The sequence below is a fragment of the Alphaproteobacteria bacterium genome (assembly GCA_017308135.1).
In the GTDB taxonomy this organism is placed as follows: domain Bacteria; phylum Pseudomonadota; class Alphaproteobacteria; order CACIAM-22H2; family CACIAM-22H2; genus Tagaea.
In genome coordinates this window covers 391,356-416,629 of sequence record JAFKFM010000010.1, presented here as the reverse complement: position 1 = coordinate 416,629, position 25,274 = coordinate 391,356, and the positions used below count along the sequence as shown (strand labels likewise).

Below are 25,274 nucleotides of genomic sequence, written 5' to 3'. Positions count from 1 at the left end.
GGTTGCGATCCTTCCGTTTCAGTAGGTCAGCGTGACGGTGATGGTGTCGGTGTAGATGCCCGTCGGCGCCGCCTGCTGGGCGGGGATGCGGCCGTAAACCGTGAAGTTCGTCAGAAGACCGGTCGCCGTACCCGCGACCGTGTCGCTGCCGATCGTCTGGCCCCACAGCGACGTGCGGTTCGCGTCCTGATACAGCGTGTAGTTCAGCAAGTTGGCGCCGAACGTCATCTTGCGGCTGGCGACCGTGGCGCCCGTGCCGCCGCCGGCGTTGAGGCCGATATTGAATGGCGTGCCCGTCGTGCAAATGACCGAGACGGTCGTCGAACCGTCATGCGGCGTCGACGACGTCGGGTCGTAAAGGCCGAAGGCCAAAGGCAGCGCCACGATGGCGCAGGATTGGATGATCGTGGCGCTGACCAGGATCGACGACGTCGCCGTCGCGGCGCGCGCTTGATGTTCGCCGATCGCGCCGCCGAGCAAACCAACGATCGCGGCGGCCGCCGTCAGACGGCGAATTAGCGAGTTGCGTGTGTGATTAAGCGCAGATGACATTTTCGGCTCCGTTGAGAATTCGACGGAGCCTTTATCTGCGTTGCGTGGCGCGCATCCCAGTTAAGTAGAGTCAAGAATCTCGCGGAATCCCTTGCGATTCTCGACGTTCTTTAAACTCGCTTACGCCATTAACCATTTTGTCGCGCGATGCGACCTTGATTGTGAAGAGTGTAAAGCCATGTTAATTTATCTAATAATTCGCTCGACGCTGCGTTGGCGTCATTTGGAGAGACTTCGTGCCCGGTTTAATCAAAGCAGCGGTGTTTGCGGTATCCACGACCGTCATGCCGGTTCCCGAGCAAGCACCGCCGCCCGCATGGCCGACCGCGCAAGCCGCGACGTTGACGGAAGTCGTCACGCGCTGGGCCGAACAGGCCGGTCGTCCGGTGCCGATGATCGACCCCGCCGTCGGCCAATATCGCGTCGGCAAGCTCAATCTCGCCGCGAAGGATTACTGCGCCGCGACATCGAAGCTGGTAGCCGCCCTCGCCCATTCCCGCACCCAACCTGTGATCGCCGATTGCGGCACGGCCAACGCGCCGCTCGTCATCGTCGCGCGTCCGGCTGGCTGATCGGCTTGCCCGCCCGGCGCCGGCCATGAACAAAATCCGGCTGCTGATCGTCGACGACGACCCCGGTGTTTCCAAACTCCTCGCCACTTATCTTGGCCGCGAAGGCTACGCGCCGGAAATCGCCGATTCCGTCGCCGCGATGCAGGCGAGTTTCGAGAAATCGCCGCCCGAGTTGGTGATCCTCGACGTGATGCTGCCCGACGGCGACGGCTGGGGCGCGCTCCGTTGGATTCGCGAGCGCAGCCAATTGCCGGTCATGATGCTGACCGGCAAGGGCGACACGATCGACAAGATCGTCGGGCTGGAGATGGGCGCCGACGATTATCTCGCCAAACCGTTCGAGATGCGCGAATTGCTGGCGCGCTTGCGCACGATTCAGCGCCGCCGCGTCTACGCCGATCAGCAAATCCAACAAGCACAGCCCGCTGCGGCGGCGGCCGAAACGAAGTTCCGCTTCCATGGTTTGGAGATCGATGTCGTCGCCCATGAGGTGCGCGACCCGAACGGCGCCGAGATCAAGCTCACGATGGCCGAGTTCCGGCTTCTGTCGATCCTGGCGCGCAATGCGGGCAAAGTCGTTCCGCGCGATCAATTGTCCGAGGACGTCGCCGGCCGCGACTGGGATCCCAACGATCGCAGCATCGACGTGCATCTCAGCAATTTGCGCAAGAAGATCGACGGCGCCGCCAATCGCGCAGGCATCATTCGCACCGTGCGCGGCACGGGCTATATGCTGATCCCGCCTTCCGTCTAATCTTGACCGTCGAGTGCCGCGCGCAACGCCATCGCCAATTCGGGTTTGCGATAGGGCTTGCTGAGCAGCGCGAAATTCTCACCCATCCGCGAACCGTCGTCGATATCCGTATCCGGAAAGCCCGATGTCAGCAGGATACGGATCGACGGCCAACGCTGACGCACCAACCGCGCCAGCGCCAACCCGTCGATCTTGCCCGCCATTACGATGTCGCTGAACAGAAGGTCGATCCGTTCGCCGGATTCGAGGACTTGCAGCGCGTCGGCGGCATTCTCGGCCATCAGCACTTTGTAGCCGAACGACGCAAGATCGATGCGCACCAGCCGGCGAATGCCGGGATCGTCCTCGACCGCCAAAATCGTCTCGTTGCCGCCGCTGCTAACGATCTCGGGCGTCGTGTCGGGCGTTTCCAACGCCAGATAATGGCGCGGCAGATAAAGCCGGAACGTGGTGCCGACGCCGACCTCGCTATAGACGTTGATATGCCCGCCCGATTGCTTGATGAAGCCGAAGACCATGCTTAGGCCGAGACCGGAGCCGCGCCCCGCCTCTTTGGTGGTGAAGAACGGGTCGAAGACCTTCTTCATATTCTCGGGCGAAATCCCGTCGCCGGTGTCGCTGACCTGCAGCATCACGTAGTCGCCTTCGACCACGTCGGGATGGCGCATCGCATAGTCGGAATCGAGCCGCCGCCGCGTGGTGACGATCGACAAGCGCCCGCCTTTGGGCATCGCGTCGCGCGCGTTGGTCGCGAGATTGGCGAGAGCCGCTTCGAGCTGCGTGGGATCGACCATCACCGTCCAGGGATCGCGGTCGAGCGTGAGCGATATCTCCACCCGTTCGCCCAGCACGCGACGCAACATCTGCGTCGTCGAGCTGACCGTGCGGTTGATATCGACGGGCCGCGGCTGCAAAGGCTGGCGGCGCGCGAAGGCCAGCATGCTGCGCACCAGATCGGCGCCGCGCAAAGCCGCGTTGTAAGCCTCGGTCGCGAAATTATCGACGACCGCGTCGCCCGGACGCTCCTCGCGCAATAGCTGGATATTGCCCATGATGACGAGCAGCAGATTGTTGAAATCATGCGCAAGGCCGCCGGTCAGCTGACCGAGCGCGTCCATCTTCTGCGCCTGGAAAAGCTGATCTTCGGTCTGCTTGGCCTGGGTCACGTCCTCCAGCACGATCAAGCTGCCGTGCAAAACGCGTTCGCCGAACAGCGGTGCGCCGGAAAAGCGCACATGGATCGACTTGCCGTCGCGATCCCGGCAGACGATCGACCGATTGCGGACGACCAATCCGCCCTCGACCGCTTCGAACAGGCGATCGACCGCCGGCATTTCTTCATCGGGCGTCAACGCATAGGGTTTGCGCAGAACATCGACCGCGCGATAGCCGAAAATCCGCTCGGCTGCGGTACTCCAAAATTGGATGTTGCGGGCGGTATCGACGAAAATAACCGCGACGGGCAAGGCTTCCAGCGCCGTATCGGTCCATTGCGCCTGGCGGCGCAATTCGTCTTCCACCCGGTTGCGTTCGCCGATCTCGTTCGCCAGCTGGCGGTTGGCATCCGACAACGCGCGCGTACGTGTCGTCACTTCCGTTTCGATCCGCGCGCGCGTGCTGCGTTGATAAACGATGTAGCCGAGTGCGAGCGCCGTCAGCGCCAGAATGGCGGCGAGCGCGAACCAGTGCGCGGACGAGCGCAGCGAATCCCCGAATTCCGCCGGGAAGGCGAACGCCAGCCGCCAGCGATGGTCGTAGTCCCGGATATCCGCGGTGGCTTGTGTCGCGTCGGGCGACGGCGCAACGGCGGCGGCCGCGGCGGTGCGGAAACGCTGGCGCGACGGATCCAGCGACGCGACCAATTCGTCTTGCGCCAGGGATTGGCCGCGTCCCAGATAGAAGCGCAACGTTTCCGGGATTTCCGGCGTGCCTTCGATAGCCGCGTTCAGCGCGTCTTCGATCCGCCAATGGCCGATCACGAAGCCGATCAACGCGCCCTGGGCTTGGCCACCGCTCGTCGCGCCATACACGGGTGCGGCGACGATTCGCTTCGGCGTCGTTCCGCTGACCCCGATTAACTCTATCGCCGGCATCACCACCGGCCCGCCCGCCCGGCGCGCGGCTTCGATCAGACCGGCCAACGCCGGATCCGCCAGCAGATCGCGGCCCGCCGGCACGGTCCACCGGCCGAACGTCTCGATATAAAGCACCGGCAGATACACGTCGCGTGTGCCCGCCGGCATCCCCGACGGATCGACGATATGATAATCCATTAACTCGAACACCGCGCGCGCGCTTTGTTCGACCAGCGGTGCCCATAGGACGCTCGACAATGCGTCGTCGCCCAGCGCCATTTCGCGCACGAACCGCCGGAACTCGCCCGCCGTCGGCCGCGAATTCGTCCGCAAATACGCCGCCGTCGCCACGATCGGCGCGGTCATAGCATGCAGTTTCGCTTCGATATCGCGCGCGCGCCATTCGACGCGGATCTGGACCGCGCGTTCGATCCGCGCATCATCGACCAAGCGCGCGAGTTGCCATGCGCCGGCGGCGGCCGCGAAGCCGATCGCCAACGCGATCAACGCGGCGGGGCCGAGCGCGAATACCGCGAACTGCCGCAAAGCGGCGATCATCCGGTCGATGGGCGAGGATTCCACGAACGGTCTCCGGCTGCTCCATCCTTTGGGAGACCACTACTATAACGAGAGTTTGCAGAAACCGGATGCGTCGTTTTAAATCCAAACAATTTTGCAATGCAAACTACCTGCACTGCGCCGTAGATTTTCTTGTACCGTCCGAAATCGTGGAATCGAGACCGGTGTTCAGTTACCGAAAACGACGGTTTTTGCGCCATCCATCAACACGCGGCGGTCGATATGCCAAGCGATCGCGCGCGACAACACGCGGCGCTCGATGTCCCGCCCCTTGCGCACCAGATCGTCGGGCGTGTCGCGATGGCTGATGCGCTCGACGTCCTGTTCGATGATCGGGCCTTCGTCGAGATCGGCGGTCACGTAATGCGCCGTGGCGCCGATCAGCTTCACGCCGCGCGCATGCGCCTGGTGATAGGGCTTGGCGCCCTTGAATCCCGGCAAGAACGAATGATGGATGTTGATGCAGCGCCCCGCCAATTTCTCGGCCAGGTCGTTCGACAGCACCTGCATGTAGCGCGCGAGCACGACCAGATCGGTGCCGGTCGACTGCACCAGGCGCCACAGCTCGGCTTCCTGCGCCGCCTTGTTGTCGCGCGTCACCGGCAGATGATGGAACGGAATCCCCGCGAAATCGTGATGCGTATAGGTCTCGCGCGGATGGTTGGCGACGATGCCCGAAATCTCCATCCGCAACTCGCCGATCCGCCAGCGATACAGGATATCGGCCAGACAATGGTCGAATTTCGAGACCAACAGCATGACCTTGGGCCGTGCCGCGCCCGCGACGATATCGAGCTTCATGTCGAACTTGACCGCGAGCTCGGCCATCGCCGCGCGAAACATGTCGATCGACGCGTCCGACTTCGCCGCGTCGAACGCGACGCGCATATAGAACCGGTCGGTCTCGGTTGAATCGAACTGGTTCGCTTCGCCGATATTGAAGCCGCATTCGAAAAGTCGCGTCGATACGGCGGCGACGATGCCCGGACGGTTCGGGCACGCCAAAGTCAGCAGATAATGTTCGCTCATCTTCGTTCCTGAATGACCAACCCGAAAACAGCGGCGCTCGATTCCAGCCAATGCCAGAACGAGGCCGCGTTGCTGCGAAACACGGCGACGCGCCACGCTTCGCGCTCGCTTCGCCACAGTATCACACCCATATGCGCGACGGTGGTGACGGCGACGGCATCGGGCGCGAATTCGCGCGGATGGAGATCGACGCCGATCCCCTTTTCGAGCGTCGCCACGGCGTCGCGGCCCGAAATTTCCAACACGCCATAGCCGCCGCTTTGGTCGATCACGCTGGCCGACGCCGCGATATCCGGCGCGATCGCGCCGAAAGCGAGCCATTTGCCCGGCCCGATGCCGAGATAGTCGGTGCCGTCACGCGACACGCGCTTTGGCCCATCGGTCAAGCCGGATATCGGTCCGCGCGCGATCACCGTCGCGATCTGCAGCCCCGTCACTTCGCGAACAGTCATGCCGGGATCGCGCGTATCGCCCGCCGGCTTCAGCAAGCTCGCAAACGCGGTTTCGGCAGTCAGAACGATCGGATCAGCCACGAACACGCTCCCCCGCCGGATCGGTAAAGACCGGCGACACGATCTCCACGACCAGATCGCCGCCGCGCACCGGATCGTAGACGCGGACACGCTGGCCGATGCGCGATGTTCCGCCTTTCAGCAGGCCGAGCCCGATCCACGATTCGACATGGGGCGAATAAATCGCCGAGGTGACGTAGCCTTCGTCGTTCGCGGTCGTCGCCGGCGCACCCAGCGCCAGGAAATGCGCGCCCGCACGCAGACGCTGCGTGGCGTCCACGGGCTTCAAGCCGACGAGCGTCGGCCGATCGGCGGCGATTAAGGCCGGCCGCTTGGCCATCGTGCGGCCGATATAATCCTTCTTCGCCGACAGCATTTTGCCAAGGCCCAGATCGCCCGCCGTGGTCTGGCCGCTGATCTCGTTACCCGCGACATGCCCCTTCTCGACCCGGAGCACGCCCAGAGCTTCCGTGCCATAGGGTGTCGCGCCCGACTTCATCAGCGCGTCGAGCAGAGACGCGCCGTACTGAGCGGGCGCGGCGATCTCGTAAGCAAGCTCGCCGGAGAACGAGACGCGGAACAACCGGATCGTCGCGGCGCCAAGTTTCGTTTCGGCGCAGGCAAGATACGGGAACGCCGCGTCCGACAAATCGAATGCGTCGCCCAGCAGGTCTTGAAGCAGCGCACGCGACTTCGGCCCCGCGACGGCATATTGCGACCATGCCTCGGTGACGGAAGCGAGTGTCACCCGCAAATCGGGGCGCAGCACTTGATGGCAGAACTCGAGATGCTGCATCGCGCGCGCGGCGTTGGCGGTCGTCGTCGAGACGATGAAGTGTTCCGCCGCCAATCGCGCGGCCGTGCCGTCGTCGAACACGAACCCGTCCTCGCGCAGCATCAAACCGTAGCGCGTGCGGCCGACCGGCAGGGTCGAGAACGTGTTCGCGTAGACGAAGTCGAGAAACGCGCCGGCGTCGGGGCCTTGCACGTCGATCTTGCCGAGCGTGGATACGTCGCATACGCCGACGCTCGCGCGAACGGCGCGCGCTTCGCGCGTGACGGATTCCAGCCAGTCCGTCTCGCCCGGCAACGGAAAATATTGGGGTCGCAGCCATTGGCCCGTCTCGACCATCACGGCACCGTGATCGACGGCCCAGCGATGCCCGGCGAGATGACGATAGGGTCGGAAATGCTTGCCGCGATGTGGGCCCGCCAATGCGCCGATTGCGACGGGCGAATTCGGCGAACGTGCGGCAGGCGTGCCCACCGGCCCCTCGCCCTGCCCCGACAATCGCGCCAGGATCGCGTGGCCGATCACGCCGGAAGTCTTGCCCTGATCGGTCGCCATACCCAGCGTGGTGTAGCGCTTGGCGTGTTCGGGCGCGCGATAACCTTCGCGATGCGCCAATTCGATATCCGCGACGGTCACGTCGTGCTGGAAATCGACGAACGCCTTCGCCGACGCACCGACATGCCAGAACGCTGTCACGCCGGACGCTTCGTCATCGGCCTGCGGCGGATCGTCCGACGCTTTGGCGAAACCGAGCGCCGCCGCCGCCGCGACGCCCGCCGCATGACCGTCGCGCAACGCTTCGCCCAACGTGAATTTGCCCGACGCGGCGCCCACCGCAACGCCGACGCGATTATTCTCGGCGGCGAGGAACGCCGATTTCGCCGGCGACCAGACCGGCTTGTCGCCCAAATGCGTCGCGATGCCGATTGCGGGATTGACCCCGCCCGCGACGGCGATCAGATCGGCCGCGAGCGCTTCGCGGCCTTGCGCCGTTTCGACGATCGCCGCGCGCACGCCGTGCCGCCCGCCTTCGCTGCCGACGACATGCCCTTCGATCCTGCGAATACCGAGTTTGCCAGCCTTCGTCATTAATTCGGGGGCCACAGCGTCGCGCGGATCGACGATCGTGGTCACGGCACCGCTCGCCGCGAGGTCGAAAGCCGATGCCCAGCCATCGTCGCTGCTCGCGAACACGACGGCCTTATCGGCGAGGCGTACGGCGAAGCGGTTGACGTAGCTGCGCGCGGCGGAGGCTAGCATGATCCCCGGCCGGTCGTTGTCGGCGAAGGCGATGGGGCGCTCGATGGCGCCGGTCGCGATAACCGCCCGTTTCACGATGAAACGCCAATAGCGCTGCCGCGGCGTGTGCAGGGGCGGTACCGGCAGATGATCGGCGACACGCTCCAGCGCGCCGAATTCGCCGCCGTCATAGGCGCCGAACACTTGCGTGCGGCGGAAGATCCGCACCTCCGGCATCGCTTGAAGCTCGTCGATCGCATCGTTTGCCCAATCGAGCGCGTCGCGTTCGTTGACAACGTGCTTCTCGGACAGCAAGCGTCCTCCAAGGCGGAAATCGTCGTCGCAGAGAATGACCCGCGCCCCGGCGCGCGCGGCGGCAAGTGCGGCGGATATCCCGGCGGGCCCCGCCCCGATCACCAGCACATCGGCGAAAGCGGCCGATGCTTCGTATGTGTCGGGATCGGCTTCGCCGCTGGCGCGGCCCAGACCGGCAGCGCGGCGAATCAAGGGCTCGTAGAGCTTTTCCCAGAACGAAGCCGGCCACATGAAGGTCTTGTAGTAGAACCCGGCCGACAGCAGCGGCGACAGATAGCGATGCGCCGCACGAATGTCCCAGTCGAGGCTCGGCCAGCGATTCTGACTCGCGGCGTCCAGCCCGTCGTAAAGCTCGACCGTCGTGGTTTTGGTGTTGGGCTCGCGCCGCGCGCCGCTGCGCAATTCGACCAGCGCGTTGGGTTCTTCCGGCCCGGCAGTGAACACGCCGCGCGGCCGGTGATATTTGAACGATCGCCCGACCAGCTTGACGCCGTTGGCCAGCAGCGCCGAGGCGAGCGTATCGCCCGCCACGCCTGCGTAGCTTCGCCCGTCGAAGGTGAAGCGCCGCGCGTCGGCGCGGTCGATCACGCCGCCTTGGTCGAGCCTTCGCATCATCGCACAAGCTCCGCGCCTTCGATGCGGTGTGTGCGCGTATCGCGCGTCACGACCAGCCAGGACCGGCAGCCCGACGCGTGATACCAAAACTCGCGATGCGGGCCCGCCGGATTGGCGCGCAGATTGACGTATTCGTGGTACGCGGCCGCGTCATCCGTCGCCGGGCGCGCAACACTCGCATCGCCGAGATAGGAGAACTCCCGCGCGTCGCGTTCGCCGCAGTAGGGGCAAGGAATACGCATAGCGCCTCAATGAAGATTGGGCTGGGCGCCTTGGCCCTTTTCGTCGATCACCGCCCCGGTCGCGAAACGGTCGAGGCGATAGGCGCTCGCAACCGGATGCGGCGTATCGCGCGCGATCAAATGCGCGAAACACAGGCCGGAAGCGGGTGTGGCCTTGAATCCGCCATAGCACCAGCCGGCATTGAGATAGAGCCCATCGATCGGCGTTCGGTCGATGATCGGCGAACCGTCCATCGACATATCCATGATGCCGCCCCAGGATCGCAGCAAACGCAGGCGGCCGATCATCGGCAAAATCGCCATGCCGCCTTCGCACACATCCTCGACCACCGGCAGATTGCCGCGCTGGGCATAGGAATTATAGCCGTCGATATCGCCGCCGAAGACCAGCCCACCCTTGTCGGATTGGCTGACATAGAAATGGCCGGCGCCGAAGGTGATGACGCCATCGATCAGCGGCTTCACCCCTTCCGACACGAAAGCCTGCAACACATGGCTTTCGATAGGCAGGCGCAAACCCGCCAGCGCCGCGACGCGCGAGGAATTGCCCGCGACCGCGAGACCGATTTTGGCCGCGCCGATGCGTCCGCGCGCGGTTTGCACGGCGATGGCGCGCCCGCTTGCGTCGCGCTCGATCGCCGTTACTTCGCAGTTCTGGATGATATCCACACCGAGGTCGCTCGCCGCGCGCGCGAAACCCCAGGCGACCGCATCGTGGCGCACCGTGCCGCCGCGCGGTTGCAGCAAGCCGCCTTTGATCGGAAATCGCGCATTGTCGAAATCGAGCTGCGGCACGAGCTTCGCGACGGCGTCGGCGTCGAGCAATTCGGCATCGACGCCTTCCAGGCGCATCGCGTTGCCGCGCCGCGCGTAGGCGTCACGCTGCGCGTCGGAATGATAGAGATTCAATACGCCGCGCTGGCTGACCATCGCGTTGAAGTTCAACGCTTGCTCCAGCCCTTCCCACAGCTTCAGCGATGTCTCGTAGAACGGGATATTGCCGGGCAGCAGATAATTGGAGCGCACGATCGTGGTGTTGCGCCCGACATTGCCGCCGCCGATCCAGCCCTTTTCCAACAGGGCGACATTGCGAATGCCGAATTCGCGCGCGAGGTAATAGGCCGTCGCAAGCCCATGCCCGCCGCCGCCCACGATCACGACGTCGTAACCGGGCTTCGGCGCCGCGTCGCGCCAATGCGGCGTCCATTCGCGGTTGCCGGTCAGCGCATGGCGCAGCAGGGAGAGGGCGGAGAATTTCATGCGCGGCTTAGGACTTGTAAATGTCCTTATAGGTCTCGCGCAGGACGTTCTTCTGCACCTTGCCCATGGCGTTGCGCGGCAAATCGTCGACGAAGAACACGCGCTTGGGCTGCTTGAATTTGGCCAAGCGGTCGGCGAGCGCCGCGACGATGTCGGCTTCCGTCACCGTGGCGCCCGGATTGCGCACCACGACGGCGGTCACGCCCTCGCCGAAATCCGCGTGCGCAATGCCGATCACCGCACTTTCGAACACGCCCGGGATCGCGTCGATCTCCGCCTCGATCTCCTTCGGGTAGACGTTGAACCCGCCGGTGATGATGAGGTCCTTGCCGCGCCCGACAATATGCACGTAGCCCTTGGCGTCGATCTTGCCGAGATCGCCGGTGATGAAGAACCCGTCTTGCCGGAACTCCGACGCCGTCTTCTCCGGCATGTTCCAATAGCCCTTGAACACGTTCGGACCCTTCACCTCGATCATGCCGATTTCGTCGGCGCCGAGGATCTTGCCCGTCTCCGGGTCGGCGACGCGCACGTCCACGCCCGGCAGCGGGAAACCGACGGCGCCGGGCACGCGATCCCCGTCATAGGGGTTCGAGGTGTTCATATTCGTCTCGGTCATGCCGTAGCGCTCGAGGATCGCGTGACCGGTGCGCGCACTCCACTCGCGATGCGTGTCGGCGAGCAACGGCGCCGAACCGGAGACGAACAGCCGCATCCCGGCGGTCGCTTCCTTGGTGAGGCCCGGCGCCTGCAGCAAGCGCACATAGAAGGTCGGCACGCCCATCAGCGTGGTGGCCTTCGACATCCGCTTCAGCACGTCGTTGGCGTCGAACTTCGGCAAGAAAATCATCTTGGCGCCGGAGAACAGAATCACGTTCGACGCCACGAACAGCCCATGCGTGTGATAGATCGGCAACGCGTGGATCAGCGTGTCCTTATCCGTGAAGCGCCAATAGCCGATCAGCGTCTCGGCGTTCGACACCAGATTGTCGTGGGTCAACATGGCGCCTTTGGATCGCCCGGTCGTGCCCGAGGTGTAGAGGATCGCGGCGAGATCGTCGCCCTTGCGGGGCTCGGTCGCGAAATCGCCCGGTAGCGCATCGATTTCGGCGAGCAGAGAGCCCGAACCGTCGGCCCCCAGCGTCGCGACCGTACCGCCCAGCTTCGCCGCGACCGGTTTCAGCCCCGCCTCGCGTGCCGGATCGCAGACGACGATGCGCGGGCCCGCGTCGCCGATGAAGTACTCCAGCTCGGCCAGCGTATAGGCGGTGTTCAGCGGCAGGAACACGCCGCCCGCACGCACCGTGGCGAGATAGAGCGCCAGCGCATCGACCGATTTCTCCACCTGCACCGCCACGCGGTCGCCGGTTTGCAGGCCCAGCGCCTTCAGGCGATTGGCGATACGCGCCGTGCGTGCGCGCAAGGCGCCATACGAAATCGGGGTGCCGTCGGGCAATTCGATCGCGATGCGCGCGGGATCGACGATGCGGGCTTCGAGACGAGCGAAAAGATTGGCGTTCATAGTCCTACTCTCTAACTTAATACGGCATTCAGACGAACGGATCGGCGATCGTCACGGACTGGCCGGTGCGCGCGGATTCCTGCGCGGCCATGCCCATCGCGGCGGCCCACCAGCCATCGGCGAGGCTCACCTCCACCTTGCCCTTGCCGCGCACGACATCGGCGAAGCGCTGATGCTGGTAGAAGGTCGAGCCGTTATGGTCGCCCGCCGCGAGCAATTCGGGATCGACTGGTACTTCCAGCGTGCGCGGCCCCGCCGGGTCGCGCGGGCTGACGACAACCTGCGCCACCGGTGCGGGGCCCAAATGCGCGGGCCAGAACCGCCCCGGGCCGGGGACATGGCATTCGATCTTGCCCGCAGGGCCGACGGCGGAAATCTCTTCCTGGTATTTCGAGCCTTCGGCGAACATGCACAGTTCCAGCATCGCCCGCAGGCCCGATTTGAAATCGACGATCGCGTAAGCGTGATCCCAGATATCGGGCGTACGATTGCCGATCCGCTCGTCGAGATGGTTCACGGCTTGCCCGCCCGACGCCATCACGCGCACGGGATCGGACTGCGCGATATGGCGCATGAGATCGAAGAAATGGCAGCATTTCTCGACCAGCGTGCCGCCGGTGCGCTCGTTGAAGCGGTTCCAATCGCCGACCTTTTCCAGGAACGGGTAGCGATGCTCGCGGATCGTCAGCATCTTTACGCCGCCGGTCGCCGCATCAACGCTTTCGATCAGCCGCGTCACCGGCGGCATGTAGCGATACTCCATCGCCACCCAGATCGGGGCCGTATAGCGCTTGCGCAATTCCGCGACACGGGAAGTATCGGCCGCGTTGGTGAACAAGGGCTTTTCGACGAGGACGGGCAGCGGGCGAATCGCCGCGATCTCCTCCAACTGGCCGAGATGCTTGTCGTTGGGGCTGGCGATCAGCAGGCAGTCGATGTCTTGGCGCCGCACCAACTCGGCAATCGATCCGACGAATTCCACCGTCGGCGCCAGTGCTTTCGAGCGCGCGCGCATCTCGGCATCGGGCTCGAAAATCGCCGCGATTTCCGCGTCTTTCAGCAGGGCGATGTTGCGTAAGTGCTCCTGCCCCATCATCCCGCAACCGATGACTCCGTAGCGCAGCGTGACCATGCCTCTCCCCGATTGCGTCGAACTGACCGTTGACGGAACATGCGCCGTCGGCGCAAAGAATGCGACAGCGAGAATAAAACTTCCATCAGGGAAACGCGTATGACGATCGTTCCGATCACTTCGCCCGACCTCGACGCCGCCGAAATCAGCTGGTTCGCCGCCCTTTGCTCCGACGATTACGCCCAGCTTGGCGTGCCCGACGGGAGCTTGCGCTCATCCTGGGAGCATTGCTCGTCGATCGTGAAGGCCGCCGAAGGCTACGGCTTCCGCAATATTTTGTGCCCGTCGTCCTATCAGGTCGGCCAGGACACGCTGAGCTTCGTCGCCGCCTGCGCGCCCATCACCAGCAAGATCAACCTGCTCGCCGCCATACGCTGCGGCGAAATGCAGCCGATCATGCTGGCCCGCACGGTCGCGACACTCGACCATATGCTGAAGGGTCGGCTGACGCTGAACGTGATCTCCTCCGACTTTCCGGGCGAAGTCGCCGACAGCGCGCTGCGTTATCGCCGCAGCCACGAGGTCGTCCAGATCCTGCGCCAGGCCTGGACGCGCGACACGATCGACCATGACGGCGAGACCTATCAGTTCAAGGGCGTCACCACCGTTCCGGCCAAGCCCTATCAGCAGAATGGCGGGCCGCTGCTCTATTTCGGCGGTTACTCGCCCGACGCGCTGGAGCTGTGCGGCGCGCAATGCGACGTTTACTTGATGTGGCCGGAGACCAAGGATCTGCTCGCCAAGCGCATGAAGGACGTGCACGCGCGGGCCGCCGCGCATGGCCGCACGCTCGATTACGGCCTGCGCGTCCACATGATCGTGCGCGATACCGAAAAAGAGGCGCGCGAGTATGCCGATTACCTCGTCGCCAAGCTCGACGACGAATACGGCAAGCTGATCCGCGAGCGCGCGCATGACAGCATCAGCCTGGGTGTGGCCCATCAGGCCAAGATCCGCGAACTCGCCGACAAATTCGGTTATGTCGAGCCGCATCTATGGACCGGGATCGGCCGCGCGCGATCGGGTTGCGGCGCCGCCCTCGTCGGCTCCACCGATCAGGTGATGACGCAGATCGAGGAATACCGGAAGATGGGTATTCGCGCCTTCATCTTCTCCGGTTATCCGCATCTCGACGAGGCGCGGCATTTCGGCACGAAAGTGCTGCCCAATCTCAAAACCTGCTCGCTGCCGCACGAATACGGCCGCGTGCCGGCATCCACGCCCGCCACGCCGCTCGGTACCAGAGTCCGCCGCTAATGCAACGCATCGATCTAACGCCTGGCCTGCAACTCAGCCGCCTCGTCTACGGCATGTGGCGCTTGGGCGACGACACGGACAAATCGCCCAAACACGTTCAGGCGAAGATCGAAGCCTGCTTGGCGCAAGGGATCACGACACTCGACCAAGCCGACATCTACGGCGGCTACACGGCCGAGGCGATTTTGGGCGGCGCGTTCAAGGCAGCGCCGCATCTGCGGGCCAAAGTCGAAATCGTCACCAAATGCGACATCATCGCGCCCGCCGGGCGGCATGCGCATCGCCGGGTCAAGCATTACGACACGAGCGAAGCGCATATCCGCGCCTCGGTCGAGGCGTCCTTGCGCGAAATGGCGATCGAGCGGATCGATCTGCTGCTGATCCATCGTCCCGACCCGCTAATGGACCATGTCGAGACCGGCCGCGCGCTGGACGCGCTGATCGCAGAAGGCAAAATCTGTGCGGCGGGCGTTTCCAATTTCCGCCCCTGGGATTTGAGTCTGCTGCAATCGGCGATGAAGAACCACCTGGCAACCAACCAGATCGAAGTGAGTCTGCTGGAAACTTCGCCCTTCACCAACGGCGACATCGCCTCGATGCAGGAGCGTTGCATGGCACCGATGGCGTGGTCGCCTTTGGGCGGCGGGCGGATTTACGCGCCCGAACACGCCAAGCTGCGCGAAGCCTTGGCGAAGATCGGCGCGAAAACGGGCATCGACGAAGCGGCGGTCGCCGTCGCGTGGCTGCTGCGCCACCCGTCGCGCCTGATCCCCGTGCTCGGCACCAACAATCTCGCGCGCATCGCCAAGATCGGCGACGCGATGAAGCTCGATATGGATCGCGAGACGTGGTACGAGCTTTACTCGCTCGCCAACGGGAAGCCGGTGCCCTAAAGGCTTTCGGCAAAAAATCTTAAAACGTCCGCGCGCATGCGCGGCGTTTCGACATGGCCCGTGTCCGGATCGACATGGATGCGCAGCGCGCTTGAGTCGCCATAGGCGAGTTTGAGATCGGCGAGCCCGATATCGATCGCCTCAGGCGGCGTGAGCGGATCCTTCGCCCCCATCGCCGCGTATTGCGGGCGCGGGGCGGCCAATCCGGCGATCTGGCCCGTGCGCATTTTCGGCAAGAGGCCGGGCACGGTCATGTAGATGCCGTGAAGATCGTGGCCGTTTTGCCGGACGAGTTCGCCCAGATCGGCGAAACAGCACAGATGCGCGACGGCGGCGATGCGCATATCAAGCGCGCCAAGCCAGAACGCGAGCGTGGCCCCCATCGACAGGCCGAACGCGCCGATGCGTTTGGCGTCCACGCCGTCCTGCGCCGCCAGCACATCCACCGCACCACCGAGATCGTTCAGCATCTCGCCGAACAGCGTCGTACCATTCCACAGATGGCGCTTGGCGGTGGCGGATTCCGGCTCGGTCGCCCGATCGCCGAAACACGGCATATCGAGCGCCAAAGCCACGATCCCGTGCCGCGCGAGATCGGGCGCGTAGGCCCCTCGCAAAGCGGGCCGCCCGTCGAGCAATTCGCGCGCGCCGATATCGTATTTGGCGCCGTGGGCATGGGCGTAGACGATCGCGGGCAAACCACGCCATTCACCGGCGGGCCCGATCAGAAAGCCGCGCACGCGCACACCATCGACGCGTTCGAGGATGAGTTTCTCCGCCCGGAATCCGTCGGCGGGTTCGGGCGTGCGCGACAACGTTTTGAACCGCGACGGCGCGAAGCCGCCGAGCAAACCCGCCAGCACCGTGCGATCGCCGCTCACGCGGCGCCCGCCTTCGTGGTGCGTGCCGCCAGCCGATCGATCAAGCGATGCCGCAGCAATTTGTCGCCGGCGGGGGCACCGGACCACACGTTCTTTAACTGCTCGAATATCGCGGCGCCGTATTCCGCATAAGGGATATGGACCGACGGCAGCCAGGACGCGATCCAATCGTTGAGCTTGCTGTCGTCCACGCCCGCGATCACGCAATGCCCGGGCACGGCGACGCCATGCTCGTTGGCCAAGCGGTAGACGCCATAAGCCATAAGGTCCGAAACGCAGAACACGGCTTTCGGCCAGCCGCCTTTGGCGACCAGCGCTTGGGCGGCGAGATAGCCCGCTTCCAAATGCTGAAGATGCGTCGAGCCCGCGATGCGCACCGCATCGCCCTTATGCCCCGCCGCCGCCATCGCGGCTTGATAGCCTTTCAGGCGATCGGCGATGGCCGACGACGCCAGCGACGTATGCACGGCCGCCGGAATGGCGCCATGTCCCAGCAGATACTCGGTCGCGAGTTTGCCGGCGGCGAAATTGTCGATGCCGACGAATGCCGTGCGCTTCATGCCCGGCGGCGCATGGCGGCCGACCAGCACGATCGGTTCGCCGCGGTCGAGGAACGTCGCCAGCATCGGACTCGCGACCGCCGACACGACGATATAGCCCTCGACCGATTGCTCGCGCATGGCGGCGAGGTAGTAGTCCTGCAATTCCGGCTCGTCATGCGTATCGCACATCAGCATGACGTAGCCCGCCGCGCGCAGCGCCGCCTCGGTCGACGACGCGATGGCGCCCATCGCCGGATTGTCAAGATTGGGCACGAGCATCGCGATCACGCGGCTCTCACCCCGGCGCAAAGCGCGCGCGATCTTGTCGGGCCGGTAATCGAATTCGTCGAGCAGAGCCCGGACCCGCTCGACGGTGCGCGGATTGGCGCGGTTCAAATGGCCGTTGACGATGCGCGAGACGGTCGAAACCGAAACACCGGCCTTTTCGGCGATTGTATTCAGAGAGACGCGGGGCGAATCCGGCTTGCGCGGTCGCTTTTCCATGCCCTCCCCCCTCTTTTTTCGGCGTCATCGCCGGTTTGTCATCGTAGGCAGCTTGACTCTTTCGGCAAACGTTTGCCAAGATAATTCGCAAGGCGACCAATATCGCCGCCAATTCGCCAGCCGGTATTCCCCGGCGGCTGGGAGGACAACGATGAAGATCCAGAAATCAACGCTGGCTTTGTTCGCGACCGCGTCGCTGTTCGCGATGGCGACCGCCGCATCGGCGCAGACCGTCAATCTGCGTTACCTGTGCTACGCGGACGCGAATGAATGCGACGTCGCGCGCGATCTGCTCGATCGCTTCGAGAAGGCGAACCCGACGATCAAAGTGACGGTCGACAAGGTCGGCTTCGCGGTGATCCGCGAACAGCTCGAGACGCGCCTGCAAGGCGGCGAGGCGCCGGATATGGCGCGCGTCACCAATCTCGGCGGCCTCAACAAATACTATCTCGATCTGCGCCCGCATGTGAACGCGGCGTATTGGGAAAGTAACTTCGCCTCCACCTTGCCCTGGATGCGCGTGGGCGAGAACGACAAGGGTATCTACGGCTTCCTGACGCAGATCACCGTCACGGGCCCGTTCGTCAACAAGACGATGTTCGACCAAGCCGGCGTGAAGATGCCGGGTGCCGGCGCGACCTGGGACGATTGGGCCAAGGCGACGGCCGAAGTCCAGAAGAAGGGCAAGGTCTACGCGGGCATGGTGATGGACCGCACCGGCCATCGCTTCGCCGGCGTGTCGATCAGCTACGGCGCCAAGTATTTCGACGCGAAAGGCGTGCCGTCCAACGTCGTCGACGACGGCTTCAAGGCCGTGTCGGAACGTATGGTCCAGTGGCACAAGGACGGCTTGATGCCGCAGGATCTGTGGCCGGGCGCTTCGGGTGCGAAGTGGAAGAACGCCGGCGACATGTTCATCAACAACGACGTCGCGATGGTCATCTCGGGCTCGTGGATGATTCAGCGCTTCCAGTCGGATGTCGGCGACAAGTTCGAGTGGGTCGTGCCGCCGCAGCCTTGCGGTCCGGCGGGCTGCTCGGCGATGCCCGGCGGGGCCGCGATGGTCGCGTTCAAGGCGACCAAGCATCCGGCCGAAGTCGCCAAGGTCATGGAGTTCATGGCGTCCGAGCCGGTGCTGAAGGAATACTACGAGCGCACCGTCCAGATCCCCGCGCATAAGGGGATCGCGGAAAAGGGCCTGAACTACGGCAAGGACGTCGGCCCCGAAACGCAGGCCGCGCTGAAGCAGTTCACCGCGGACTTCCAGAAGATCTCGCCCGTCGCGCACCAGCTGCAAAGCTACCAGCGTAACGTCGCGATCTTTAACGCGACCGTGAACTACGTCGCGCAAGCGATCACCGGCACGCTCACCCTGCCCCAGGCCTACGCCAAGGTGCAGGAGGAGATCGACAACGCCGTGAGCAAGTAAGGCTCCAGCGTTCAACGAGGGCCGGCGGCGTTCCTCCCGCCGCCGGCCTTTTTCTTTACCCGCGCCACGAAGGAAAACGATGCAGGTCCGGCCGCAAGCCGCCTTCGAATGGCTCTGGAAATCCGCCGGCGATGTGCTGGACGGTCCGATGCGCGCCATTCAAAGCCATATCGGCGCGCACCGCATGGCCTATGTTTTCCTTTTGCCCAATCTGCTCGTCTTCGGCCTGTTTTCCTTCTGGCCGATGCTGCTGAATTTCTACATCGCCTTCACCGGCGGCCAATCGGTCATCCTCGCCGACCGCCCGCTGGTCGGGCTCGACAATTTCCGCGAATTGCTCGCCTGCCCCTCCTATCTCGATCCGCGCACTTGCGGCGTGGCGGGCTATTCATTCTGGACGGGCTTGTGGAACACGCTGTTCTTCGCTCTGGTCCAGGTGCCGCTGATGATCGTCGTGGCGCTGGCGACCGCGCTGATCCTCAACCGCGACATCCGCGCGCGCGGCTTCTGGCGCGCCGTCTATTTCTATCCGGTGATGCTGTCGCCGGTCGTCGTCGCGGTGATCTGGGACTGGATCTTGAAGCGGCGCGGCATCCTCAACGCCACGCTCGAGAAGGCCGTCGAGACGTGGAACGCGATCACGCCGACCTTCCTGATGATGGCCGATTATCGCGCGATCAACTGGCTGATCGACGCGCGCTCCGGCTGGCCGATGTTCTGGGTGATCTTCGTCTATACCTGGGCGCATCTCGGCTTCTACATGCTGATCCTGCTCGCGGGGCTCCAGGCGATCCCGCGCGATCTCTACGAAGCCGCTCAGATGGACGGCACGTCGAAATCGCGCCAGTTCTGGCGCATCACGCTGCCGTTGCTGATGCCCACGATGATCGTGGTGCTGGTGCTGTCGCTGATCCGCGCCTTTCAGGTCTTCGACGAAGTCTACGTGCTGACCGGCGGCGGCCCCGGCCAAGCGACGAAGATGATGATCCAGCATATCTACGAAAGCGCCTTCATCGGCGACGCCAAGCGCTACGGCATCGCCGCGGCCTCGTCGGTGCTGGTCGCGTTGCTGCTGATGGTGCTGACCTTCCTGCAACTCGCCGTCACGCGCAAGAAAGCGGGCAATTGATGGGCATGGGCGACGTCATCCGCTTTCTGACCCGCACGCGCGGGCGCGGCCGTCTGCATTGGTCCGATTGGCTGACCTACGCCTATCTGATCCTCAGCCTGCTCGTCGTCGTGCTGCCGATCATGTGGATGTTCCTGTCCTCGGTGAAGTCGCCTGCCGCCTTGGTCGAAAACGACCCGCGCATCCTGCCCTATACGCAGTTGTCCGTGCCTTCGCCGACCGGCGGCCGCGATCAAAACGTGTTCGTCCATACACGCGCTGACGGAACGACCGTCGACGTCGCCTTCGTGAATCCCCGCGGCATCAACGCGCGCGTCTACGAACTCGGCAAGCCCGACACGGTGTTCGAGGTGCCGCGCACCAGCCTCGCGCGCAAAGAAGTGGTCGATCCGCGCTGGGAGAACTATACCGAGCCGACACTCGGCTCGACCCAATCGCGCACGTTCAACTTCCTGCGCTATTTCTGGAACTCGACCTTCGTCACCGTCATGGCGACGCTGCTGACGCTGATCGTCAACGCGATGGCAGGTTTCGCGCTGTCGAAATACAAATTCCGCGGCCGCGATGCGATGGCCCTGACCATCGTGGCGACGCTGCTGATCCCGCCGACGGTCATTCTGGTGCCGTTGTTCATGACCGTGTCGTCGCTTGGCATGCTGAACTCGCTGTGGGGCGTGATCATCCCCACCATCGCTACGCCCACGGGCGTATTCCTGCTGCGCCAATACATGCTGACCATTCCCGACGAGTTGCTCGAAGCCGCGCGCATGGATGCGGCGTCGGAATGGAAGATCTTTTGGCGCATCATCCTGCCGCTGGCCCTGCCCGCACTGTCGGTGCTGGCGATCCTGTCGGTCATGTGGCGCTGGAACGACTTCATGTGGCCGTTGATCGTGCTGACCCAGTCGGAGGTCTTCACCCTCCAACTCGGCCTGTCGACCTTCAAGGGCGAGCTCAACGACAACATGCATTATCTGCTCGCGATGACGGTGCTGACGCTTTTGCCGGTGACGCTGGTGTTCGTCTTCCTGCAAAAGCACATCACGTCGGGCATCGCCAATACGGGGTTGAAGTGATGGCGCGGCTGGAACTCAAACAGGTCAAGAAAGCCTTCGGCCCAGTCGAGGTCATTCACGGCATCGACCTTGCGATCGAACATGGCGAATTCGTCGTATTCGTCGGCCCGTCGGGCTGCGGCAAATCCACGCTGCTGCGGATGATCGCGGGGCTCGAGGACGTAACCACCGGCGAGATCGCCATCGACGGGCAAAGCGTCAATACCGTGCCCGCCGCCGAACGCGGCCTCGCGATGGTGTTCCAAAGCTACGCGCTCTATCCGCATATGAGCGTGCGCCAAAACCTGTCCTTCGGGCTCGAAAACCTGAAAATGCCGAAGGCCGAGGTCAAGAAACGCGTCGACGAAGCGGCACGGATGCTGCGCCTCGACGCGTTGCTCGACCGCCGGCCGGGCCAATTGTCCGGCGGTCAGCGCCAGCGCGTGGCGATCGGCCGCGCGGTGGTGCGCGAACCGCGCATCTTCCTGTTTGACGAACCGCTCTCCAATCTCGACGCCGAGCTGCGCGTGCAGATGCGCGTGGAGATCGGCAATCTGCACCAGCGCCTGGGCAACACGATGATCTACGTGACCCACGATCAGGTCGAAGCCATGACCATGGCCGACCGGATCGCCGTGTTGCGCGACGGGCGGCTGGAGCAGTTCGGCAAACCGCTCGACCTTTATAACCGCCCGGCCAATCTGTTCGTCGCCGGGTTCATCGGCTCGCCGCGCATGAATTTCCTCGACGGTATTTTCGAGGATAGCGCCGTGCGCCTCAAAAGCGGTGAGCGCGTCGCCGCCGCCTGCCAAGGCGGCAAAGCGGGTCAAGCGGTCAAGCTCGGCGTGCGGCCGGAACATATTTCGCTGAGCGATGGCGCTTCGCCCGACGCGACGTTGTCGGTCACACTGATCGAACAGCTTGGCGGCGAATCCTATCTGCACGGCACGCTCGCCTCGGGCGAAGCGCTTTCCGTTCGCCTTGGCGGCCAAACTCAAGTCTCGCGCGGCGATAAGGTCGGTCTCGTGCTGGGTACACCGGCCGCGCGCCATGTCTTCGACGCCGCCAGCGGCCTCGTCCTCGCTCCTCTCTGATCCGGAACGACAATGCGTATTTTCCAGAACGTCACGGCGATCGCGCCGCATGCGCACGGCTTCGACGCTTCCCTCGACGACGGCTGGCGCCTGCGCGTGCGCGCGATGGACGACGGGTTGCTGCGCGTCGTCGTCGAACCGGCGAAGGGTTTGCCGGTCGATCGCACCTGGATGATCGCCCCCGAAGGCGATGTGCCTTGGGAAGGACGTTCACGCGAAGCGACCACTGGCTTCGCGCCGCCGAAGGTTACATTCGCGCAGAAAGACGGCGAAGCCATCCTCACCGCCGGGCTGTTCCGTTTGACGCTGAGCTGGGCGCCGTTGCGCTTGGCCGTCGCGCAATGGAAGGACGGCGCGTGGCGCGAATGGTTCGCCGATCGCGCGACCGGTGGCTTCGTGCGCGAGGATCACGGCCGCAAGGTCCGGCATTTCCAGATCCGCAATGCGGGCGACCGGCATTACGGGCTGGGCGACAAATCGGGCCCGGTCGATCGCACCGGGCGGCGCTATCGCGTGTTGCAGCTCGACGCGCTGGGCTACGACGCCGAGATCGGCGATCCGCTCTACAAGCACATTCCTTATATGGCCGTGCAGTCGAACGGCGTCGTGGGCGGCATGTTCTACGACAGCCTCGCCCCGTCGGTGTTCGACATCGGCGCCGAACGCTCGAATTATCACGGCATCTATCGTTACGTGGAAGTCGAGGAGCCGGGCCTCGATCTGTGGCTGATCGCAGGGCCCGATCTCGCCGCCGTCTCGCGGCGCTTCACGATGCTCACGGGCCGCCCCGCTTTGCCGCCGCGCTGGAGCTTCGGCTTCGCCTTCACGACGATGCACCATGCCGACGACGCGAACGGCCAGAAGGTGATCGCCGCTTTCGCCGAGCGCTGCCGGCAGGAAAAGATCGCGATCAGCGCGATCCATTTCGGCTCCGGCTATTCCAGCAAAGGCAAGCGGCGCTACGTGTTCACCTGGAACAAGGACAAGTTCCCGGACCCGCAAGCCCTGTTCGCGAAGCTGACCGAGCTGGGCTTTCCCACCGTCGCCAATCTGAAGCCGGTGCTGATCGACGATCACCCGGACTACACCGAAGTCGCCAAGGCGGGCGGCTTCATCAAGGACGGCGACGGCAAGCCGGTCGTCGAACAATTCTGGGACGGGATGGGTTCCTATCTCGACTTCACCAATGCCGAGACCGTCGGCTGGTGGCAGCGCCGCTTCGAGAAGCAAGTTCTCGATTACGGATTTACGTCGGGCTGGAACGACAACAACGAATACGAAGTCGGCCGCGAGGATTCCGTCGCGACCGGGTTCGGCAAGCCGCTCGACGCCACATCGATCCGCCCATTGCACGCGCTGCTGATGACGCGCGCGACGTTCGACGCGACGCAAAGCCGCGATCCCGATCTGCGGCCCTTCACCGTCACCCGCGCGGGCCCGGCGGGCATCCAGCGCTATGGCGAGACCTGGACCGGCGACAACGCCACGTCGTGGCATACGCTCAAATGGAATCTGCGCAACGCGCTGTCGTTGGCGCTGAGCGGCCAGTCGAATGTCGGCCACGATATCGGCGGCTTTACGGGCCCCCGCCCCAATCCCGAATTGCTGTGCCGCTTCGTCGAGATGATGGCGCTGCATCCGCGCGCGGTGATGAATTCCTGGAAGCCGGACGTCGCCCCAGATTGGACGGCCGCGACGGTGCCGTGGCTCTACCCGGAAATCCTGCCGCAGATCCGCACGGCCCTCGATCTGCGCACCAGCTTCCTGCCGGTGATCTATACGCTCGCGCACGACTATCACGCGACCGGCGACGCAATGATCCGGCCGTTGTTCCAGGAATTCCCGGACGACGACGCGGCCTACGCCGATCAGGACGCGATGATGCTGGGCTCGGATATTCTGTTCTCCCCCGTCGTGACGGAAGGGGCGACGACCAAGGCGCAGTATCTGCCGAAGGGCCCGGCCGGCTGGATCGAGTATCGTACCGGCAAGTTCCATGCGGCCGGCACGACCGCGACGGTCGATGCACCTTTGGGCCATCCGCCGATCTTCATCCGTGCGGGTGCGGCCTTGGTGCTCGCCGCATCCACGCCCGACGTGAAGCCGCATGACGCCCCCGCACGGCGCCTCTATCTCGCTCTGCCGCCCGGTTCCGGCAAAATCACCGGCCGCCATTTCGAAGACGACGGCGTGACCTGGGGCTTGCGGCGCGGGGCGGCGATGGACCTTTCTATCGCCGTCGAATGGACCGCGACGAACGCCGATATCCGCCTGACCGCGAAAGGCTGGCCCGCCGGTCAAGCCGGTGATTGGCGGATCGACGGCGCGGGCGCTCGCAAGGTGACTCTAACGATCGCTGGTTAGCGCGTCGGGTACTCGCCCCGGATCGCGTCGGCCAGAAGCTGCACGGCGGGTTTGCGTCGTCCGGATTTCGATATCGCGAGGTGGAAATAGATCCACAGTTCCGGATCGACGATCCGGCGCACGGCGAGATCGAGCCCGTCCGCACCGACGAGCAAGCCCATCGGCACGATTGCGGCGCCGACACCTTGCGCGATGATCGGACGCACGGCGACGAAATCGTCGATCTCGGCATAGATGTCGAGGCCGATGCCGCGCTCGCGCGCCGCCGCGCGCACGATGCGGCCCAGCGCGTTCTGCGGGCTGTGGACGAACATCGGATATTCGGCCGCGCGCGCGAAAGTAACCGTCTCGCCCTTCTCCTTTGGGTCGGGGGCGGTCACCAGATACAGCGGTGCGCGCCCCAAATTCTCGGCGAAGCTGCCCGAGGCCGGGCGTTCGGAATTCATCACGCCGATATCGATCGCCTCGTTGGCGACCCAGTCGATGATCTGCGAACTCGATCCGCCGCGCGCATGCATCTCGACCTTCGGATAGGCGCGCGTGAAGGCCGCGATGATCTTCGGCCCGTAGGGAATGGAGACCGTGCCGGTCCAGCCCAGCCGGATCGCGCCGTCCTTACCTGCGCGCTTGGCGAGGAACTTTTCCTTCGCCCGATCGAGCCCGGCGACATGCGGCTCGATCGCGTCGTGGAAGATCTGTCCGTCGCGCGTCAGCGACACACCGCGCCCGTCGCGGCGGAAAAGCCGCGCCGACAATTCGGTTTCGAGCAGCTTCACGTCGCGGCTGAGCGAGGGCTGCGCCACGCCCAGGCGATTGGCGGCACCCAGAATGCTGCCCGCCTCGGCGATCGCCAAAAAATGCTTGAGTTGCCGCAGGTTCATCGCGATTTTCCGCGCCGCCGGATATATAATTTTTATATATCTGAATTCGTCTTC

General features: G+C 64.3%; 21 protein-coding genes. 9 read left to right on the top strand and 12 right to left on the bottom strand.

Going from position 1 to position 25,274, the window contains the following annotated elements; genetic code table 11:
• Positions 1–18 precede the first annotated feature (18 nt).
• Positions 19–552, bottom strand: coding sequence for a spore coat protein U domain-containing protein (locus J0H39_18835; GenBank protein ID MBN9498815.1), 534 nt, complete (start codon positions 550–552; stop codon positions 19–21).
• A 236-nt stretch (positions 553–788) separates the two neighbouring features.
• Here J0H39_18835 and J0H39_18830 point away from each other — a divergent pair, with 236 nt between their 5' ends.
• Together J0H39_18830 and J0H39_18825 are read left to right on the top strand one after the other, a co-directional pair.
• Entirely contained in the window at positions 789–1,124 is a 336-nt protein-coding gene (locus J0H39_18830) for a hypothetical protein (protein ID MBN9498814.1), read from the top strand.
• 25 nt (positions 1,125–1,149) lie between these two features.
• Positions 1,150–1,878 carry a response regulator transcription factor gene (locus J0H39_18825; GenBank protein MBN9498813.1) on the top strand — a complete coding sequence of 243 codons (729 nt, stop codon included), beginning with the start codon at positions 1,150–1,152 and terminating at the stop codon, positions 1,876–1,878.
• On the opposite strand, the gene J0H39_18820 is transcribed toward J0H39_18825, so the two are convergent.
• The 8 genes from J0H39_18820 to J0H39_18785 all read right to left on the bottom strand — a co-directional run bounded on the left by J0H39_18820 (position 1,875) and on the right by J0H39_18785 (position 13,191).
• Positions 1,875–4,535, bottom strand: a complete 2,661-nt coding sequence (locus tag J0H39_18820) for a CHASE domain-containing protein (protein MBN9498812.1) — start codon at positions 4,533–4,535, stop codon at positions 1,875–1,877. The genes J0H39_18825 and J0H39_18820 overlap by 4 nt on opposite strands.
• Before the next feature lie 165 nt (positions 4,536–4,700).
• Positions 4,701–5,561, bottom strand: a complete 861-nt coding sequence (gene purU / locus J0H39_18815; GenBank protein MBN9498811.1) for a formyltetrahydrofolate deformylase — start codon at positions 5,559–5,561, stop codon at positions 4,701–4,703.
• Complete coding sequence (locus J0H39_18810) at positions 5,558–6,094, bottom strand: sarcosine oxidase subunit gamma (protein MBN9498810.1); 537 nt, start codon at positions 6,092–6,094, stop codon at positions 5,558–5,560. Before J0H39_18810 ends, purU begins: the two co-directional genes overlap by 4 nt.
• Positions 6,087–9,035: a sarcosine oxidase subunit alpha family protein gene (locus J0H39_18805; GenBank protein MBN9498809.1), complete on the bottom strand. Its 2,949-nt coding sequence runs from the start codon at positions 9,033–9,035 to the stop codon at positions 6,087–6,089. Before J0H39_18805 ends, J0H39_18810 begins: the two co-directional genes overlap by 8 nt.
• A complete protein-coding gene (locus J0H39_18800) occupies positions 9,032–9,277 on the bottom strand; it encodes a sarcosine oxidase subunit delta (GenBank protein MBN9498808.1) in 246 nt (81 codons plus the stop codon). Before J0H39_18800 ends, J0H39_18805 begins: the two co-directional genes overlap by 4 nt.
• Positions 9,278–9,283: 6 nt before the next feature.
• Positions 9,284–10,537: a sarcosine oxidase subunit beta family protein gene (locus J0H39_18795; protein MBN9498807.1), complete on the bottom strand. Its 1,254-nt coding sequence runs from the start codon at positions 10,535–10,537 to the stop codon at positions 9,284–9,286.
• Positions 10,538–10,544: 7 nt separating this feature from the next.
• The gene (locus J0H39_18790) at positions 10,545–12,059 is read right to left on the bottom strand and encodes a malonyl-CoA synthase (protein MBN9498806.1); all 1,515 of its coding nucleotides are present in this window, start codon (positions 12,057–12,059) and stop codon (positions 10,545–10,547) included.
• Between the two features lie 28 nt (positions 12,060–12,087).
• On the bottom strand, positions 12,088–13,191 hold the full coding sequence (locus tag J0H39_18785) for a Gfo/Idh/MocA family oxidoreductase (protein ID MBN9498805.1): 1,104 nt from the start codon (positions 13,189–13,191) through the stop codon (positions 12,088–12,090).
• A gap of 99 nt (positions 13,192–13,290) precedes the next feature.
• Here J0H39_18785 and J0H39_18780 point away from each other — a divergent pair, with 99 nt between their 5' ends.
• On the top strand, positions 13,291–14,448 hold the full coding sequence (locus J0H39_18780) for an LLM class flavin-dependent oxidoreductase (protein ID MBN9498804.1): 1,158 nt from the start codon (positions 13,291–13,293) through the stop codon (positions 14,446–14,448).
• A complete protein-coding gene (locus J0H39_18775) occupies positions 14,448–15,341 on the top strand; it encodes an aldo/keto reductase (GenBank protein MBN9498803.1) in 894 nt (297 codons plus the stop codon). The genes J0H39_18780 and J0H39_18775 overlap by 1 nt, the downstream gene beginning before the upstream one ends.
• Here the strand turns inward: J0H39_18775 and J0H39_18770 are convergent.
• Together J0H39_18770 and J0H39_18765 are read right to left on the bottom strand one after the other, a co-directional pair.
• The gene (locus J0H39_18770; GenBank protein ID MBN9498802.1) at positions 15,338–16,156 is read right to left on the bottom strand and encodes an acetylxylan esterase; all 819 of its coding nucleotides are present in this window, start codon (positions 16,154–16,156) and stop codon (positions 15,338–15,340) included. The two genes, J0H39_18775 and J0H39_18770, sit on opposite strands and share 4 nt — an antisense overlap.
• Positions 16,157–16,218: 62 nt before the next feature.
• Positions 16,219–17,268, bottom strand: a complete 1,050-nt coding sequence (locus tag J0H39_18765) for a LacI family DNA-binding transcriptional regulator (GenBank protein ID MBN9498801.1) — start codon at positions 17,266–17,268, stop codon at positions 16,219–16,221.
• Between the two features lie 151 nt (positions 17,269–17,419).
• On the opposite strand from J0H39_18765, the gene J0H39_18760 reads away from it, so the two are divergent.
• The 5 genes from J0H39_18760 (at position 17,420) to J0H39_18740 (ending at position 24,339) form a co-directional block, all read left to right on the top strand.
• Entirely contained in the window at positions 17,420–18,697 is a 1,278-nt protein-coding gene (locus J0H39_18760) for a carbohydrate ABC transporter substrate-binding protein (GenBank protein ID MBN9498800.1), read from the top strand.
• 79 nt (positions 18,698–18,776) lie between these two features.
• Positions 18,777–19,826 carry a sugar ABC transporter permease gene (locus tag J0H39_18755; GenBank protein ID MBN9498799.1) on the top strand — a complete coding sequence of 350 codons (1,050 nt, stop codon included), beginning with the start codon at positions 18,777–18,779 and terminating at the stop codon, positions 19,824–19,826.
• A gap of 5 nt (positions 19,827–19,831) precedes the next feature.
• The gene (locus J0H39_18750) at positions 19,832–20,902 is read left to right on the top strand and encodes a carbohydrate ABC transporter permease (protein ID MBN9498798.1); all 1,071 of its coding nucleotides are present in this window, start codon (positions 19,832–19,834) and stop codon (positions 20,900–20,902) included.
• Positions 20,902–21,975 (top strand): sn-glycerol-3-phosphate ABC transporter ATP-binding protein UgpC, encoded by a 1,074-nt coding sequence (gene ugpC, locus J0H39_18745; GenBank protein ID MBN9498797.1) that lies wholly within the window; start codon positions 20,902–20,904, stop codon positions 21,973–21,975. Before J0H39_18750 ends, ugpC begins: the two co-directional genes overlap by 1 nt.
• Before the next feature lie 12 nt (positions 21,976–21,987).
• Positions 21,988–24,339, top strand: coding sequence for a glycoside hydrolase family 31 protein (locus tag J0H39_18740; protein MBN9498796.1), 2,352 nt, complete (start codon positions 21,988–21,990; stop codon positions 24,337–24,339).
• Here the strand turns inward: J0H39_18740 and J0H39_18735 are convergent.
• Positions 24,336–25,220, bottom strand: coding sequence for a LysR family transcriptional regulator (locus tag J0H39_18735; protein MBN9498795.1), 885 nt, complete (start codon positions 25,218–25,220; stop codon positions 24,336–24,338). The two genes, J0H39_18740 and J0H39_18735, sit on opposite strands and share 4 nt — an antisense overlap.
• Positions 25,221–25,274 lie beyond the last annotated feature (54 nt).